The organism is Leifsonia xyli (assembly GCA_001647635.1).
GTDB lineage: Bacteria > Actinomycetota > Actinomycetes > Actinomycetales > Microbacteriaceae > Leifsonia > Leifsonia xyli_A.
In genome coordinates this window covers 419,137-434,101 of record CP014761.1, presented here as the reverse complement: position 1 = coordinate 434,101, position 14,965 = coordinate 419,137, and the positions used below count along the sequence as shown (strand labels likewise).

Annotated in this window: 15 protein-coding genes; 5 read left to right on the top strand and 10 right to left on the bottom strand. The window is 70.0% G+C overall.

Features of this window, described 5'->3' with window-relative positions:
- The first annotated feature begins 43 nt into the window (after nt 1–43).
- On the top strand, nt 44–685 hold the full coding sequence (locus tag A0130_02150; protein ID ANF30632.1) for a hypothetical protein: 642 nt from the start codon (nt 44–46) through the stop codon (nt 683–685).
- Nucleotides 686–742: 57 nt separating this feature from the next.
- On the opposite strand, the gene A0130_02145 is transcribed toward A0130_02150, so the two are convergent.
- Together A0130_02145 and A0130_02140 are read right to left on the bottom strand one after the other, a co-directional pair.
- Nucleotides 743–2,737, bottom strand: a complete 1,995-nt coding sequence (locus tag A0130_02145; protein ANF30631.1) for a peptidase S9 — start codon at nt 2,735–2,737, stop codon at nt 743–745.
- The gene (locus A0130_02140; protein ID ANF30630.1) at nt 2,734–3,531 is read right to left on the bottom strand and encodes a short-chain dehydrogenase; all 798 of its coding nucleotides are present in this window, start codon (nt 3,529–3,531) and stop codon (nt 2,734–2,736) included. Before A0130_02140 ends, A0130_02145 begins: the two co-directional genes overlap by 4 nt.
- 107 nt (nt 3,532–3,638) lie before the next feature.
- Between A0130_02140 and A0130_02135 the strand changes: the two genes are divergently transcribed.
- The 4 genes from A0130_02135 (at nt 3,639) to A0130_02120 (ending at nt 6,367) form a co-directional block, all read left to right on the top strand.
- Entirely contained in the window at nt 3,639–4,133 is a 495-nt protein-coding gene (locus tag A0130_02135) for a hypothetical protein (GenBank protein ANF30629.1), read from the top strand.
- Entirely contained in the window at nt 4,130–5,149 is a 1,020-nt protein-coding gene (locus A0130_02130) for a hypothetical protein (GenBank protein ANF30628.1), read from the top strand. Before A0130_02135 ends, A0130_02130 begins: the two co-directional genes overlap by 4 nt.
- Entirely contained in the window at nt 5,146–5,895 is a 750-nt protein-coding gene (locus A0130_02125; GenBank protein ANF30627.1) for a glycerophosphodiester phosphodiesterase, read from the top strand. Before A0130_02130 ends, A0130_02125 begins: the two co-directional genes overlap by 4 nt.
- A gap of 100 nt (nt 5,896–5,995) precedes the next feature.
- Complete coding sequence (locus A0130_02120) at nt 5,996–6,367, top strand: electron transporter (GenBank protein ANF30626.1); 372 nt, start codon at nt 5,996–5,998, stop codon at nt 6,365–6,367.
- A gap of 48 nt (nt 6,368–6,415) precedes the next feature.
- Here A0130_02120 and A0130_02115 read toward each other — a convergent pair whose 3' ends face one another.
- Genes A0130_02115 through A0130_02080 form a run of 8 tightly spaced genes read right to left on the bottom strand, consistent with a single transcriptional unit; the run spans nt 6,416 to nt 14,924 of the window.
- The gene (locus A0130_02115; GenBank protein ANF30625.1) at nt 6,416–7,975 is read right to left on the bottom strand and encodes an apolipoprotein N-acyltransferase; all 1,560 of its coding nucleotides are present in this window, start codon (nt 7,973–7,975) and stop codon (nt 6,416–6,418) included.
- 42 nt (nt 7,976–8,017) lie between these two features.
- Nucleotides 8,018–10,450, bottom strand: a complete 2,433-nt coding sequence (locus tag A0130_02110) for an RNA helicase (GenBank protein ANF30624.1) — start codon at nt 10,448–10,450, stop codon at nt 8,018–8,020.
- A gap of 36 nt (nt 10,451–10,486) precedes the next feature.
- Entirely contained in the window at nt 10,487–11,239 is a 753-nt protein-coding gene (locus A0130_02105) for a preprotein translocase subunit TatC (GenBank protein ID ANF30623.1), read from the bottom strand.
- Between the two features lie 43 nt (nt 11,240–11,282).
- Entirely contained in the window at nt 11,283–11,546 is a 264-nt protein-coding gene (locus A0130_02100) for a preprotein translocase subunit TatA (protein ANF30622.1), read from the bottom strand.
- A gap of 4 nt (nt 11,547–11,550) precedes the next feature.
- Nucleotides 11,551–11,910: a hypothetical protein gene (locus tag A0130_02095; GenBank protein ANF30621.1), complete on the bottom strand. Its 360-nt coding sequence runs from the start codon at nt 11,908–11,910 to the stop codon at nt 11,551–11,553.
- A 42-nt stretch (nt 11,911–11,952) separates the two neighbouring features.
- Nucleotides 11,953–12,927 carry a DNA-binding transcriptional regulator gene (locus tag A0130_02090; GenBank protein ANF30620.1) on the bottom strand — a complete coding sequence of 325 codons (975 nt, stop codon included), beginning with the start codon at nt 12,925–12,927 and terminating at the stop codon, nt 11,953–11,955.
- On the bottom strand, nt 12,920–13,975 hold the full coding sequence (locus A0130_02085) for a WYL domain-containing protein (protein ID ANF30619.1): 1,056 nt from the start codon (nt 13,973–13,975) through the stop codon (nt 12,920–12,922). The genes A0130_02090 and A0130_02085 overlap by 8 nt, the downstream gene beginning before the upstream one ends.
- Nucleotides 13,976–13,997: 22 nt before the next feature.
- Nucleotides 13,998–14,924: a peptidylprolyl isomerase gene (locus tag A0130_02080; GenBank protein ANF30618.1), complete on the bottom strand. Its 927-nt coding sequence runs from the start codon at nt 14,922–14,924 to the stop codon at nt 13,998–14,000.
- Between the last annotated feature and the right edge of the window lie 41 nt (nt 14,925–14,965).

Sequence of the window (14,965 nt, the reverse complement as noted above, 5' to 3'; positions counted from 1 at the left end):
GCAGCCGCCACCTCGGCGGCCGCCATCGCGAAGGGATGAAGCCATGAGCGCCACCGACCCCACCGATCCGATGCTGCACGAGTTCTCCCTGGATGCCCGTCACATGACGCGCTCCGCTATCAACGCGATCCGCACGGCGCTGGGCATCAGCGGCGCCGTCGGACTGATTCTGGGGATCGTGCTTCTGTTCTGGCCCGAGAAGACCATCGCCGTGCTCGCGATCTTCCTCGGGATCTACTTCCTCGTCGCCGGCGTTCTGCGTCTCGGCGTCGGCATCTTCAGCCGAGGGATGAGCGGCGGCTCGCGGGCGCTCAACATCATCCTCGGCGTGCTGCTGATCTTCGTCGGCGTGCTCGCCCTCAAGAACGTCACGACCGCCGCGGTCACGCTGGTGATCTTCGCCGTCGCGTTCATCGGCGTCGGATGGATCATCGAGGGCGTCATGGCGCTGGCCGAGGCCGGCCGCTCCCCCAACTCGGGATGGTCGATCGCGTTCGGCATCCTGAGCATCCTCGCCGGCATCGTCGTGCTGTTCCTGCCGGTGTCGTCCGCGGCGGTGCTGCTGCTGTTCGCCGCGATCGCGCTCATCGTGCTCGGCATCATCGGCATCGTCCGCGCGTTCACGTTCGGACGTGACGCGCTGAAGGCGACGGACTCCGCCCCGGCGGCGCAGCGCGTCGCGTAACGCCCCGGCAACCGGAACGGCCCCGCTCGAATGACTCGAGCGGGGCCGTTCCGCGGTTCAGCGGTGGTTGCTGCGGCTGGGCAGGTGGTCGGCCCACCAGGCCAGGATGATGTCGAACCGCTGCTTGCGGTGCCGCGGCCGGCCGCTCCGGCTCAGCTCGTGGTCCTCGCCCGGGAAGATCACGAGCTCGGTCTCGACGCCCCGCCGCTTGAGCGCCGCGTAGTAGCGCTCGGCCTGGCCCAGCGGGCAGCGCAGATCGGCGGACGAGTGGAGCACCAGCGTCGGCGTGCGCACCTGGTCGACCACGGCCTGCGGGCTCTGCGAGCGCATGAGCTCCGGATCGGTGCCGGTGTACTCGTCGCCGAAGAAGCTGCCGATGTCGCTCGTGCCGACGAAGGCGTCGGGGTCGAGGAAGCCGCGCTCCACGATCGCGCCCGCGAACCGGTGGTCGTGCGCGATCGTCCACGCGGTGAGGTAGCCGCCGTACGAGCCGCCCATGATGCCGACCCGCTCGCCGTCGAGACCCGCGACCTGCTGGATGGAGCCGTCGAGGAAGTCGAGCACGTCGTTCAGGTCGACGGTTCCCATCTTCTGGCGGATGACCCGGCCGTGCTCCTGCCCGTAGCCGGCCGAGCCGCGCGGGTTGGACATGACCACGGCGTAGCCCGCGGCGGCGTAGACCTGCGCCTCGTCGAACAACGCACCGGTGTACGACGCGAACGGTCCGCCGTGGATGTTGAGGAGCACGGGATGCGGCCCCTCCCCCTCCGGCACCACGACCCAGCCGTGGATCGGGTAGCCGTCGCGGCCGGTGACCGTCAGCTCCTGAGGAGGGAGGACGCCCTTGCCGCGAAGCGGCGCCGACAGGTCGGTGAGCCGGTGCAGGCGGTCGCCGTCGACGAGGGCGACGTCGCCCGCGGTGCGGGCGTCGGCGAAGTTCACGACGATGGTGTCGTCCGCGACGCCCGCGCCGCCCACCACGGTCTGGTCGTCGGTCAGCGTGCGCAGCGCGCCCGACGCGTCCACCTCGGTGAGCACGAGAGCGCCGCGGCGGCGGTCGACCAGGAGCACGGCGTCGTCGCCGTAGGCGGCGATGCCGGACTCGGTGAAGTCCACCGTCTCGGGGTCGGTCAGGATGCGCGGCACGGCGCCCTCGCCGTCGATGACGTACAGCGCGGTGTTGCGGGCGACGAAGTCGCGGCCGCTCTCCCCCACGTCCTGCGCGGTGAAGAACAGGACGCCGTTCTTCGCATACTGCGCGTCGACGACGCTGTACGAGCCGTGCGGGCCGGTCAGGTCGCGCGGCTCCCCGCCCTCGACGGGAACGGTGAAGACGTTCGAGCGCAGGTCGGCGTCGCGGCTGGCGTGCCGCGCCGACACGAACGCGATCCTGCTGCCGTCCGGCGAGAACGAGATCGAGCCGTCGTCGTACGGTCCATCGGTCAGCTGCCGCGGCTCGGCGACCGTCGGTGCCGGGTCGCTGGACCCGTCGGGCAGCGGGACCGGAGCCGGTGTCGGCGCCGACCACACATCCGGGACGGCGACCACGAACACGTGCGCGTGCCGGTCGATCGTGTAGCCGAGACCGTTGGCCTGATATTTCAGGGTGTCGATCCGACGTGGAGGCTCCCCGTTCGGGTCGATCCCCTCGACCGTGCCGTAGCGGCCCTGCTCGGGCTCCCGGCTGACGAACGCGAGGCTGCGCCCGTCCGGCGCCCAGTCGAACTCGGTCACGCCCAGCGTGCGGTCGGTGACCGCGACCGGCTCTCCGCCGGCGGCGTCGACGACGTGGAGCTGCGGCGGCCGCTTCGGCTCGGCACGGAGGAACGCCAGCAGACGGCCGTCCGGCGAGAAGCGCGGTGCGGTGTCGCGGAAGCCGCGGGTCAGCAGCTTGGGCGCCGCGTGGCCGCCGAGCGGGATGGTCCACAACTGCCCGACCGCGGCGTCCGCGGACAGCGACGGATGCGTGATGGACACGACGGCGCGGCCGCCTCCGGGGTGGACGGTCGGCGTGGAGACGCCGACGAGCAGGTCGAGGTCGGCGGCCTTCACTCGCCGCGACCCTCCGTCAGCTCCGACTCCACGATCGGCGTGAAGCTGGACACGTCGCCGACGAGACGGGTGTGGTCGGCCGGCACCGGCTCCACCGCCGCCGCGGCCACCTCGGCGGCGAACTCGCTCACGTTATACAGACGGCCCGCGGCCTCCTTGCGCGCGTCGATCGCGCCCGGGTTCAGTCGGTTGAGGAGGGTCGCCGTGATGGTGCCCTCGATCATGTCGCCCGAGACGACGACGAACTCGACGCCCTTCTCGGCGAGCGTCGGCAGGAGGGCGCGCAGCGCGTCCTCGCCGGCCCGCTTGCTCACCGCGACGGCCTCGTACTCGGGCATCGTCGGGGTCGTCTTGATGAAGTGCGCCTGGTGGCTGGTGACGAACACCACACGCGAGCCCTCGCCGAGCAGCGGGAGGGCGGCGGTCAGCGTGTTCACCTGCGCGTCACGGTTGAGCTGCATGGCGTAGTCCTCGGCCATGCCCGACTCCATGCCGCCGGAAGCGTTGAGCACGAGGATGTCGAGCCCGCCCCAGGCCTGCTCGACCGTCCGGAACATGGCCGCAACCGACTCGGGGTCGGTCAAGTCGGCGCCGACGGCGAGGGCCGTCCCGCCCTGCTCCTCGATGGCGGCCACGAGCTTCTGCGCCCGCGCCTCTTTGTTGCGGTAGTTGATGACGACGCTCGCGCCGGCCTCTGCGAGGTACTGCGCGGTGTCGGCGCCGATACCGCGGGACGAACCGGTCACGAGGGCGCGCTTGCCCGTCAGCGAACCAGGGAAAGGGGGGTTGGCCACGAAAACTCCTCGGCGTCGATGTCTAGCATCCTGAGACTACCAAGTGCGTCCGACGCGGCGTCGGCGGACGCTGGTACGGTCATACCAAGGAGCGAAAGGGGGACGTCATGGACATCACGTCCTTCGCCTGGATCGTCTGGCTGGTCCTCATTCTGATCTTCGTGATCATCGAGATGCTGACGCTCGACTTCGTCTTCCTGATGATCGCCGTCGGCAGCCTCGGCGGGCTGCTCTCCGGCCTCTTCGGGGCGCCCTGGTGGCTGCAGCTGCTCATCGCGGCCATCCTCTCGGTCGTCCTCATCTTCTTCATCCGGCCGCCGTTGCTGCACGCGCTGAAGCGCGGCGGCGACCCGGCCAAGAGCAACGTCGACCGGCTGATCGGGATGGGCGGGGTGGTCGTCTCGACGGTCACCCGCACCTCGGGGCTGGTCAAGCTGCAGGTCGGCGAGACCTGGACCGCGCGCATCGCCTCCGCCGCTCCCCCGGAGCTGGTCCCCGGCGAGCACGTGGTCGTCGTCTCGATCGAGGGCGCGACCGCCGTCGTCGCGCCCGCGCCGGTCTCCGCAGGCGCCGACGGCCTGACCGAGAGGATCGCACCGTGAACGATACGAGCCAGCTCGTCCTGACCATCGTCGTCAGCGTGATCATCCTGATCATCGCGATCTTCGTGCTGGTCACACTGTTCCGTTCCATCCGGATCATCCCGCAGGCTCGCGCCGGGGTGGTGGAGCGGCTCGGCCGGTACCACAGGACGCTCATGCCGGGCCTCAACGTCGTGGTGCCGTTCATCGACAAGGTCCGCCCTCTCATCGACATGCGCGAGCAGGTGGTCTCCTTCCCGCCGCAGCCCGTGATCACCGAGGACAACCTCGTCGTCTCGATCGACACGGTCGTCTATTTCCAGGTGAACGACGCGCGCGCCGCGACCTACGAGATCGCCAACTACCTCGGCGCGGTCGAGCAGCTCACCACCACCACGCTCCGCAACGTGGTCGGCGGGCTCAACCTCGAAGAGGCCCTGACGAGCCGCGACAACATCAACGGGCAGTTGCGCGTCGTCCTCGACGAGGCCACCGGCAAGTGGGGCATCCGGGTGGCGCGCGTCGAGCTCAAGGCGATCGAACCGCCGCTCTCCATCCAGGACTCGATGGAGAAGCAGATGCGCGCCGAGCGTGATCGCCGCGCCGTGATCCTGACGGCCGAGGGCACCAAGCAGTCCGAGATCCTCAACGCGGAGGGTCGTCGGCAGGCCGCGATCCTGAGCGCGGAGGGCGACGCGAAGGCCCAGGTGCTGCGCGCCGAGGGCGAGGCGCAGGCGATCACGACGGTGTTCGGCGCCATCCACCAGGGCAATCCGGACAACCTTCTGCTCGCGTACCAGTACCTGCAGACGCTCCCGAAGCTCGCGGAAGGCCCGGCGAACAAGCTGTGGATCATCCCGAGCGAGCTGACGGAGGCGCTGAAGGGCATCGGGACGGCGTTCGGCCAGGCCGGGGCGCCTCGCACCGGCGGACCGGTCGATGCGGCGGCTGCGGCTCCGGCCGATGATGCCGAGACCGCCGCGCCGCCCGCTCCTCCCGCACCGCCGACACCACCCGCCTCCGCACCGACTCCGTGAGTTTCCTGGACGGACGGCCGCCGCGCATCATCGCGCACCGCGGTCTGGCACTCGAAGCGCCCGAGAACACGCTACTGGCGTTCGCGCGCGCCCTGACGGCCGGTGCGACGCACGTCGAGACCGACATCCAGGCCTCGGCCGACGGGGTGGCGGTGATCGCGCACGACCCTGACCTCGCGCGGGTGGCTGGGCGCAGCGTCCCGGTCGCGCAGCTGACGATGCCGGAGCTGCGACGCATCGAGCTCGGCCACGGGCAGGGCTTCTGCTCGCTCGCAGAGGCCCTCGACGCGTTTCCGCAGGCGCGCTTCAACATCGACGTGAAGGACGCGCGCGCCGCCGCCCCGGCCGTCGATGTCATCCGAGCCGTGAGGGCCACCGACCGGGTGCTCATCACCAGCTTCTCCTCTGAACGGAGGAAGGCCGTGACGGATCAGCTCCCCGGCGTCGCTTCCTCCCCCGCTGTCTCGGAGTTCGTGCCAGTGCTGCTGGGGGCCAAGACCGGTGTGAACCCGGCCGTCCGGCACGCGCTGCGCGGCTTCGTGGCCGTGCAGGTGCCCGAGCGGCGCGGGCCTCTGCGGATCGTCACCCGACTCACGGTGGACCGCATCCACGCCGCCGGGGCCGAGGTGCACGTGTGGACGGTGAACGAGCCGAACGACATGATCCGCCTGCTCGATCTCGGCGTCGACGGCATCGTGACCGACCGCTGCGACGTGCTGCGCCGGGTCGTGGACGCCCGCCGCTGACTCTGTGAGGCCACTGGGAGAACGGCTCCTCCGGAAAGAGAATCCCCAGCTTGACGGTTTATAACTGTGAGGATTCGCGCGCATAGAGGAGAACCACACAATGGCAGATCGCAGCTTGCGCGGAATGAGACTCGGCGCCCAGAGCCTACAGAGCGAAGAAGGCGTCGTCTACTCTCCGCGTTCCCGTTACACCTACCTGTGCACCGTCTGCGGGCAGGAGACCGAAATGGTCTTCTCCGCAGAGGCCGAGGCACCCGACACCTGGGAGTGCAAGCACTGCGGGCATGAGGCCCGCCTTCTGGTCAACGACACCCCCGTCGAGGTCGACCACACCGACGTCAAGACGCCGCGCAGCCACTGGGACATGCTGCTCGAGCGCCGTACCCGCGCCGAGCTCGAGGAGCTCCTGGAGGAGCGCCTCCAGTACCTGCGGGCCCGTCGCGGCACCAGCGAGCGCAAGCACAGCGCCTGAGCCGCTGCACCGGGAAGCCGTCCTCACCTCCGGGTGAGGGCGGCTTTCTCATTCCAGCGGCGGAACCGGAGACGCCGGCGTCCCGCGCCGCCCGGTGAACGCGACCAGGAGCCCGAACAGGCCGAGGCCGGCGACGAGGAATTCGATCCCCCGGCTGAGCAGGGTCGCCGGCGTGGTGGTCGTCCCCAGCGGCACATCCGCGACCATGTGCCCCGGCTTGAACGGCGCGATCGCGGTGATCGTCCGCCCGTCCGGTCCGACGATCTGGCTGCTGCCGACCGTCGAGATGTTCACCAGCGACCGCCCCGACTCGATGGCGCGCAGCCGCGCGATCGCGAGCTGCTGCTGGTTCTCGTCCGTCTGTCCGAAGTCGGCGTTGTTGGTCTGCGCCAGGATGACCTGCGCTCCCCCGTGCATCATGTCGGTGAGCAGCTGGTCGTCGACGATGTCGAAGCAGATCGAGATGCCGGCGCGCACGCCGCCCACGTCGAAGACGTTGTCCCGCGTCCCCGGCGTGTAGTCGCGGCCGATCAGGTCGATGAGGTCGGGAGCGAAGGGCCGCCAGAACGCGCGGTCCGGCACGTACTCGCCGAACGGCACGGGATGCTTCTTGTCGTAGTAGTCGACGGCCCCCTTCCCGGCCTCCCACTGCAGCGAGGTGTTGTAGAGCCTGTCGTCGCGCTGGGTGATCGTGCCGACGATGAAGGGAGCGCCGAGCTTGCGGCTGAGGGCATCCAGGATGGCGGCGGTGTCGGGGTCGCGCGTCGGGTCGGGCAGCGCCGATCCCTCGGGCCACACCACCATGTCGACCTTCTTGCCGCCGGTCGTCTGCGCCGCCGGGATCCGCAGCGTCTCGGTCACCTGGGTGTCGAAGACGGCGCCGGGCGGAGCGTTGTCGAAGTACCCGGCCGGCCCGTTGCCCTGCACGGCCGCGATGCGCGTCGTGCCGTTCGTCGTCGCAGGCCACGCCGGGATGGCGAACAGCAGGACGATGGCGATACCGGCGAGGAAAGCACGGGAGCTCCTGCGAACATCCACAGTTCCGTCGAGCTCGATCAGGAACGCCACCAGCCAGACCATGGTAAAGCTGAGGCCCGAGATGCCCAGCCACGCGACCAGGGGCGCGAGCGGACTCGTCGACTGGGACTCGGCCACGCGTCCCCACGAGAACCCGCCGTACGGCCAGGTGCCGGTCACGAACTCCCGCAGCACCCAGAGCCCGGCGATGACCACCGGCAGCAGTCCGAGCCTCCCGAGCCGGGTCGGGAACGCGCGCGGGACCCAGCGGTACGCGAGGGTGATCAGGATGCCGCCGACGCCCCAGAACAGCGCCTCCAGGGTGGAGAGCGCGATCCACGGCAGCGGGCCGAGGTACAGCGCCGTCCAGGCGACGTGGACCAGGTAGAACGCCTCGCCCGCGACGAACCCGACAAGGAACGCCGAACCCGCCCGCCGCCCGCGCTGGGCCAGCAGCACCATCGCGATCCCGATGAAGGTGAACGGCCACCAGTCGAGCGCCGGGAATCCCGCATCGAGCACCGGCCCGGCGGTCGCGGCCACGATCACCGCGAGCCAGAGCGGAAGCGGGGCTCGCGGGAGGATGTGCACGAAGGGAGAGCTTATGGCATCCGGCCGTGGGCGCCGCTCAGGCTACGCCACGGACGAGTAGGCGACGATGCCGCGCCGGATCGACTCCAGCGCCTGCCGCGCGACGCGACCCACGTTGCCCTGCGCTACGAGCGAGAGCTGGTCGAGAAGGTCGATCGTCTGCTTGGTCCAGCGGACGAAATCGCCGGCCGCCATGTCCGCCTCGCGGAGCACCGCGTCCAGCCCGGAGCCGCGCGACCACATCCACATGGCGAGGGAGATGGCGGTCGACGGCGGCTCGCTGCCCGGGAGGCGGTGGTCCTGCTCCAGGTCGTCCAGCTTGCTCCAGAGGGTGGTGGTCTTCTCCAGTGCCGGACGGAACGCGCCGCGCGGCAGCGTGCGCTCGCTGGCCAGCCCCTCATCGCGGCGCGGCTCGAATACCAGCGCGCACGCCATCGCCGCGAGGCCGGGCGCATCCAGGTCCTTCCAGACGCCCCGGCGCAGGCACTCGGCGACGAGGAGGTCCCGCTCGCCGTAGATGCGCTTGAGGGTGCGGCCGTGCACGGTGAGCGCCGTCTCGCCGTCCTCCTCGGTCAGATAGCCGAGTTCGAGGAGCACGTCGGAGACGCGGTCGAACACCTTCGCGACGGCCCCGGTACGGGACTGGATCTGCGCCCGCAACCGGTCGGTGTCGCGCTTCAGCTTCCACCAGCGCTCGGCCCAGCGGGCATGCTGTTCGCGCTCGGTGCAGCGGTGGCACGGGTGGTCCTTCATCCGCTTGCGCAGAGCGGCCAGCTGACGCTGCCGCTTCTCGCGCTCCTCGTTGGACGCCGACTCGATGCGGGAGCCCTTGCGCTCCAGGTCGGTCAGCTCGCGGCGGATCGCGAAGTACTCCTTGAAGTCGCCGAGGTGGCAGGTCATCGCCTCTTCGTACCCGGCGAGCGACTGCTCCTGCTGCATCGCCTTCCGGGCGAGGTCGACCACCGCGCGGTCGGCCTGGAACTGCGCGAACGACGACTCCAGGATCTCGCGGGTCCGAACCCGGCCGAACTGGTCGATCAGGTTGACCGCCATGTTGTACGTCGGTCGGAAGCTCGAGTTCAGGGGGTAGCTGCGACGGGAGGCCAGCGAGGCGACCGACTGCGGGTCGAGCCCGTCCTCCCACTGGATGACCGAGTGCCCCTCGACGTCGATGCCGCGCCGCCCCGCGCGTCCGGTGAGCTGCGTGTACTCCCCCGGCGTGATCGGGACCCGCGCCTCGCCGTTGAACTTCTCCAGCTTCTCGAGCACGACCGTGCGCGCGGGCATGTTGATGCCGAGCGCCAGGGTCTCGGTCGCGAACACGACCTTGACGAGCTTGCGCCGGAACAGCTCCTCCACGACCTCCTTGAAGGCCGGCAGCAGCCCCGCGTGATGGGCGGCGACCCCGCGCTCCAGGCCCTCCAGCCACTCCCAGTAGCCGAGTACGGCCAGGTCTTCGTCGAGGAGGGTGCGGCAGCGCTCCTCCACGATGGCGCGGATCTCCTCGCGCTCGTGCTGCTCGGTCAGCCGCACGCCGGCGCGCAGGACCTGGTTGACCGCGGCGTCGCAACCGTTGCGGCTGAAGATGAAGAAAATGGCGGGCAGCAGATTGCGGTCGTCGAGCAGCGCGACGAGGTCGGCGCGGTTCATCCGAAAGCTGTCGGGCCGACCGCCCTTCGAGTGGTAGCGGCCCACATCCCGCATCTGGCGGCTGCTCAGCACGCGGCCGCCGTAGCGCGCCATCTGCACCAGCTCCGGATTGACGCGGTTCGTGGCCGCGAGCCCCGACGAGTCGAACAGGTCGATCAGCTTGGAGCGCATCAGGATGTGCTGCTCGAGCGGCACGGGACGCTCCTCCGACACCACCACGTCGGTGTCACCGCGAACCGCCTGCAGCCAGTCGCCGAACTCCTCCGCGTTGGACACGGTGGCGCTGAGGGACACCATCCGCACCTCCGACGGCAGGTGGATGATGACCTCCTCCCACACCGCCCCGCGGAACCGGTCGGCCAGGTAGTGCACTTCGTCCATGACCACGTAGGCGAGGTCGCCGAGGAGGTCGGAGTCGGCGTAGAGCATGTTGCGCAGCACCTCGGTCGTCATGACGACGATACGGGCGTGCGAGTTGATATTGGTGTCGCCGGTGAGCAAGCCGACGGACTCGGGTCCGTACGCCTCGACGAACTCCTGGAACTTCTGGTTGCTGAGCGCCTTCATCGGCGTCGTGTAGAAGACCTTCGCATTCGCCTCGCGCATCGCCAGGAACACGGCGAACTCGGCGACGATCGTCTTGCCCGCGCCGGTGGGAGCGGCGACGAGGACGCTGCGTCCGCGTTCGAGGGAGGCGCACGCCTCACGCTGGAACGGGTCGAGATCGAACCGCAGGCCCTCGCGGAAGGTCTCGAGCAGGGGCTGGCGGGCCCGGTCGCGGGAGGCGGCGTACCGCTCCGCCGGCGAGAGCGTCTGGTCGGTCACCCCACCAGCCTATGCCTGTCGTCAGCGGGGCCCGCATCAGGCGGCGAGCTCGGCCTCCAGCCGGTTCGCGGCCTTGGCGGCGCGACGGTCGTGTACCCACGCGACGCCGTAGGCCGCGAAGTACAGCCCCACCATCGGTATCGCGAGCAGGAACATCGACAGTACGTCGGCGGCCGGGGTCGCGATCGCGGTGAACAGGGCGATCAGGATGAGCGCCCAGCGCCAGGACGCGATGATCGATTTCGCGCTCAGCACCCCGACGAAGTTCAGCAGCACGAGGAACACCGGGAGAACGAACGCGATCCCGACCGCGATCACCAGCTTCAGGATGAAGTCGAAATAGGTCTTTGCCCCGATGATCGCGGTGTCCGGGGCGGGAGCGAAGCTCGTCAGCAGGGTCACGATGTGCGGCACCAGGAGCCAGCCGGTCACGCCTCCCGCGATGAACAGCGGCACGGCGGTGAAGAAGAACCCGAAGCCGTACTTGAGCTCCCTCCGCGTCAGCGCGGGGACGAAGAACGCCCATATCTGGTACAGCCAGACCGGGCTCGAGATGATCGCGCCGATGGTGATCGCGACCTGCATCTTCAGGTCGAACGCGCCCGTGATGCTGTCATAGTTCAGCGTCGCGACGCGGTCCTGCTGCTTCGCGATCTCGGTGATGGGGCCGCGCAGGGCATCCATCACGTAGCCGCTCAGGAACCAGCCGACGACGGAGCCGACCAGCAGCGCCAGGGCGGAGCGGAAGAGGCGTTTGCGAAGCTCGACGAAATGCTCGGCGAGCGTCATCCGTCCTTCGCGGTTCTTGCCTCGCTTTGTGGAGGCCACGGCGTTAGGACTTCGGCTTGGGCTCGGTCGAGGGGTCGACCGGCGCGGGAGCGACCGTGGGGGCCGGCGTCGCGTTCTGGGTGCCGTCGGCGGGCGTGTCGGACGCGTTGTCCTTGCCGTCCTTCTTCAGCTCGTCGACCTCGCCCTTGAAGATGCGCATCGACTGGCCGATGCTCTTGGCGAGGGCCGGGAGCTTGGGCGCACCGAAGAGCAGCAGGATCACGGCGAGGATGATGAGCAGATGCCATCCGGTCAGTCCTGCGAACATGAGATCAGGTCCTTCTCAAAAGGTGGGCGAAGCGATCCGGAACCGTCGCCGGATCCACATCGACCAGTAGTCTACCGCGCCGGACCCGCGCATCCCTGCGAGCTTGCCGGGCATAGGCGCGCCGGGTGCGCTCGTCCTCGCGCTCGGCGCGGAGCTCGTCGGCATCGGCCAGGACGGCCGGCTCGAAGCGCTCGTGCAGCTCGTCGGCGCGGCGCGACAGCACTTCGGCCTTCTCCATGAGGGCGGCGGCCTCGCGACCCGCGGCGACCACCTTGCGGAACAGCCACCACGCGAAGAACGCGAGCATGCCCAGCAGACCGAGCACGAGCACGGTCCAGATCACCAGCCACGACCACCAGGGCATGCGCCCAGCCTAGCGGGCGCGTGCCGCGGGCCGCCGCAGGGGTCAGCGGTAGCGGTCGACGCCGGCCTGCGCCCAGCCGGCCACGACCTGCCGCGCCTCGGGCGGGTCGAGCACGGTGAGCACACCGGAGAGACCGGCGACCAGGCGCTTCAGCCCGTGGAAGTGGGCGACGCGCACGCTGGTGCGGATCACTCCCCCGCGCTCCTCGCGTGCCGCTCCCTCGGGGATGTAGTCCTCGATGAGCGGGATGGCCGACGCCGACACCTCGACCGTCACCAGCTGGTCCTCGTCGGTTCCGGTGAACAGCGTCTCGGGCAGCTTGACGTCGCCCGGCCGGTACGTGATCGGCTCGGCGGTGGCGACGAGGTCGTCGATGCGGTCCAGCCGGAAGGTGCGGATGGCGGTGCGCAGGTGGTCCCAGCCGCGCAGGTACCAGTCCTGGTCGACGGACTCGATGCGCAACGGGTCGACGCGGCGCCGCTCCCGCTCGCCGCGCGAGCTGAGGTAGTCGAACTCCACCTGGACGCCCGCTATGACGGCGTCGCGGATGGTCGCGAGCGCGTCGTCCGTCTCCGAGCGGGCGACCGCGAGCTGGCTCGGCGCGGCCGACGCCCCGCGGGCGAGCTTGGCCATGAGGGAGCCGATCGCGTCGCGGTCCGCGTTCTCGGGCAGCGCCGTGAGGTACTGGAGGCCGGCGATCAGCGCTGCCGCCTCACGGGCCGAGAAGCGCGGCGAATCGTCGATCGCGACCTGGTGCGTCAGCACGATCTGGTCGTTGTCCTCGAAATCGTCCCAGGCGATGTCGAACAGGTCGCCGGGCTGGTACGCGTTGGTCTCGCCCGGGATGCCGGACACGGCGATCAGCCGCACGGCGTCGCGCAGCTGCTCCTGCTCCACGCCGAAGTGCTCGGCGGCCTCGGCGACGCTCACGCGGTCGCGGTCCATCAGGTACGGGACGAGCGCGAGCAGGAACGCCAGCTTGTCCTGCGCCTGCATCGGCTTGCGGCGCTCAGCCATGGGACTCCTCGACATCGGTACCGCCGTGCGCGACGACCACGGCCTCCAGCCGCTGCAGCACCTGCTCGCGGAGCTCCGGCGGTGCGATGACCAGCACCTCGGGCCCGAACGACGCCAGTTGGTCGGCGAGGATGTTGCTGTCGGAGAAGTTCACGGTGAGCCGCACCGGCTCGCCCTCTGCGCCGACGGGCACCGCGTCGCCGTACCGCTTGCCGAGCCGCGTGGCCGCGTCCGTGCCCGCGGTGACCTCGATCGTGGCGACGTTCGACTCCCAGATGCGCTCGAGCTCCAGCAGCGCCCGCTCGGCGAACGCCTCACCCGCGACCCGGTACTGCTCCGGGTCGAACACGCGCGAGGTCAGCTTGACCGCGCCGACGATGCGCGACAGCAGGAAGGTGCGAGACGCGCCGGCCTCCTGGTCGATGCCCTGCAGGTGCCAACGGCCCTGGTGCTGGACGAGCGCGAGCGGCGCGACCGTGCGCTGCCGGGAGTCCCTCTCGCCGGGCTTGAGGTACGGGAACTGCACCATGACGTGCCGCTCCAGCGCCTGGCTGAGCGGCTCGAACGCGCTCTCGCGCACGCGCAGGCGGGGCGCATAGCCGACCACCGGGTCGTCGGCCTCGACGCCGAGCGAACGCAGCTTCATGAGCGCACGGCGCGACTCCCCCGACAGCGACCCCTCGCGCCAGACGGCGGCGGCGAGCCCCAGGAGCGTGAGCTCCTCGGGCGAGAAGCTGACGTCGGACGGGAGGTCGTATGCCCCCTTGGGAATGCGATAGCGCAGCAGCTGGTTGTTGCCCGCCGCCTCGGGCGCCTCCACCGTCTCGAGCGGGACGCCGAGTTCGCGGATGTCGTCCTTGTCGCGCTCGAACTGGCGCTCGAGACTGCTGTTGTCGCCGTGCGGCTCGTACCGCTGGCGGTAGCCCTGGACCGTCGAGAGGATCTCGCTCTTGGTCAGCCCGTTCTCGGTCGCGAGCAGCGCCAGCACCAGGCTGAACAGGCGCTCCTCGACCGGGACGCGCGCGGGCGAGGAGGAGGAACGGGACACCCGTCCATCCTAGTCCGAGCGGCTAGCGGATCCCCAGGATGTCGACCACCCAGGCGGCGGCGGGGACCTGCCCGTCGGCGGGCGCCTCGACGACGACCTGCGAGCCGACCTTCTTGCCCACCAGCTGCTTCAGCACGCTCTGCGGCAGCGCCTGGTTGAGCTGGCTCTGACCGGTGCCGATGGACACGAGGTCGGGCGAGCCGGACTGCCAGCTCGACAGCACGACGTTCTTGTTCTCCCAGCCGACGGCGGTGTAGTGCAGGATCGCGTCGGACTTGGCGGTGACCGTCGCGCCGTCGCCCGCCTTCAGCTCCTCGCTGCGGATCGACTTCGGCGCCGACCCGGACGACGGGATGGTGATGCCCGGCTGGCCGGTCGGCGCGAGGACGACGGTCGGGAAGCCCGAAGCGGAGGGACGCACGGCGCCGTTCGCCTGCGACAGGTAGGCCTTCAGGATGTCGACCACGAAGATGCCGGAGCTGCCGGTCGCATCGCCGCCCGCGTCCTTCGGGGAGATGACGACCGCGACACGCGAGCCGACAGGAGCGCACTGCAGACCCTTGCTCAGCGTCGCGACCGTGCTGTTGCTCGAACTGAGCGCCAGCGGGTAGGAGTCGCCGGTGCCGACCGAGCTCTGCTGGACCTCGCCGGTCTTGCCGTCCAGCAGCGTGTACTGGATCTCGACGACCTGCCCCTTGTGGACCGGCTCGCCCGTGCCCTCGCTGATGATGGTCCGCTCCGACTTCGTCGTGTCGACGGGGGCGGGCACTGTGATGTCCGGCTTCGAGCCGATCTTGCCGGTCGCCTCCACGAGCTGGGAGGCGCCGCCCGACGGGAGCGCCGTGCCGCAGTCCGCGTTCGGGTTGGACGAGCATCCCGTGAGCGCGGCGGCCACCAGGCCGACGGCGACCACGACGGCGGACGTTCTTCCGATGGTGACTCTGCGCACGGGTTCTCTTTCAGTCGGGGGCTTGGCGATCGGCCAGTTCA

Bases quoted from the DNA above. Each gene is read 5' to 3' on its own strand.
- A0130_02135 (ANF30629.1), top strand. From the start codon at position 3,639: ATGGACATCACGTCCTTCGCCTGGATCGTCTGGCTGGTCCTCATTCTG.
- A0130_02100 (ANF30622.1), bottom strand. From the start codon at position 11,546: ATGTTCGCAGGACTGACCGGATGGCATCTGCTCATCATCCTCGCCGTG.
- A0130_02095 (ANF30621.1), bottom strand. From the start codon at position 11,910: ATGCCCTGGTGGTCGTGGCTGGTGATCTGGACCGTGCTCGTGCTCGGT.
- A0130_02120 (ANF30626.1), top strand. From the start codon at position 5,996: ATGGCAGATCGCAGCTTGCGCGGAATGAGACTCGGCGCCCAGAGCCTA.
- A0130_02105 (ANF30623.1), bottom strand. From the start codon at position 11,239: ATGACGCTCGCCGAGCATTTCGTCGAGCTTCGCAAACGCCTCTTCCGC.
- A0130_02150 (ANF30632.1), top strand. From the start codon at position 44: ATGAGCGCCACCGACCCCACCGATCCGATGCTGCACGAGTTCTCCCTG.
- A0130_02090 (ANF30620.1), bottom strand. From the start codon at position 12,927: ATGGCTGAGCGCCGCAAGCCGATGCAGGCGCAGGACAAGCTGGCGTTC.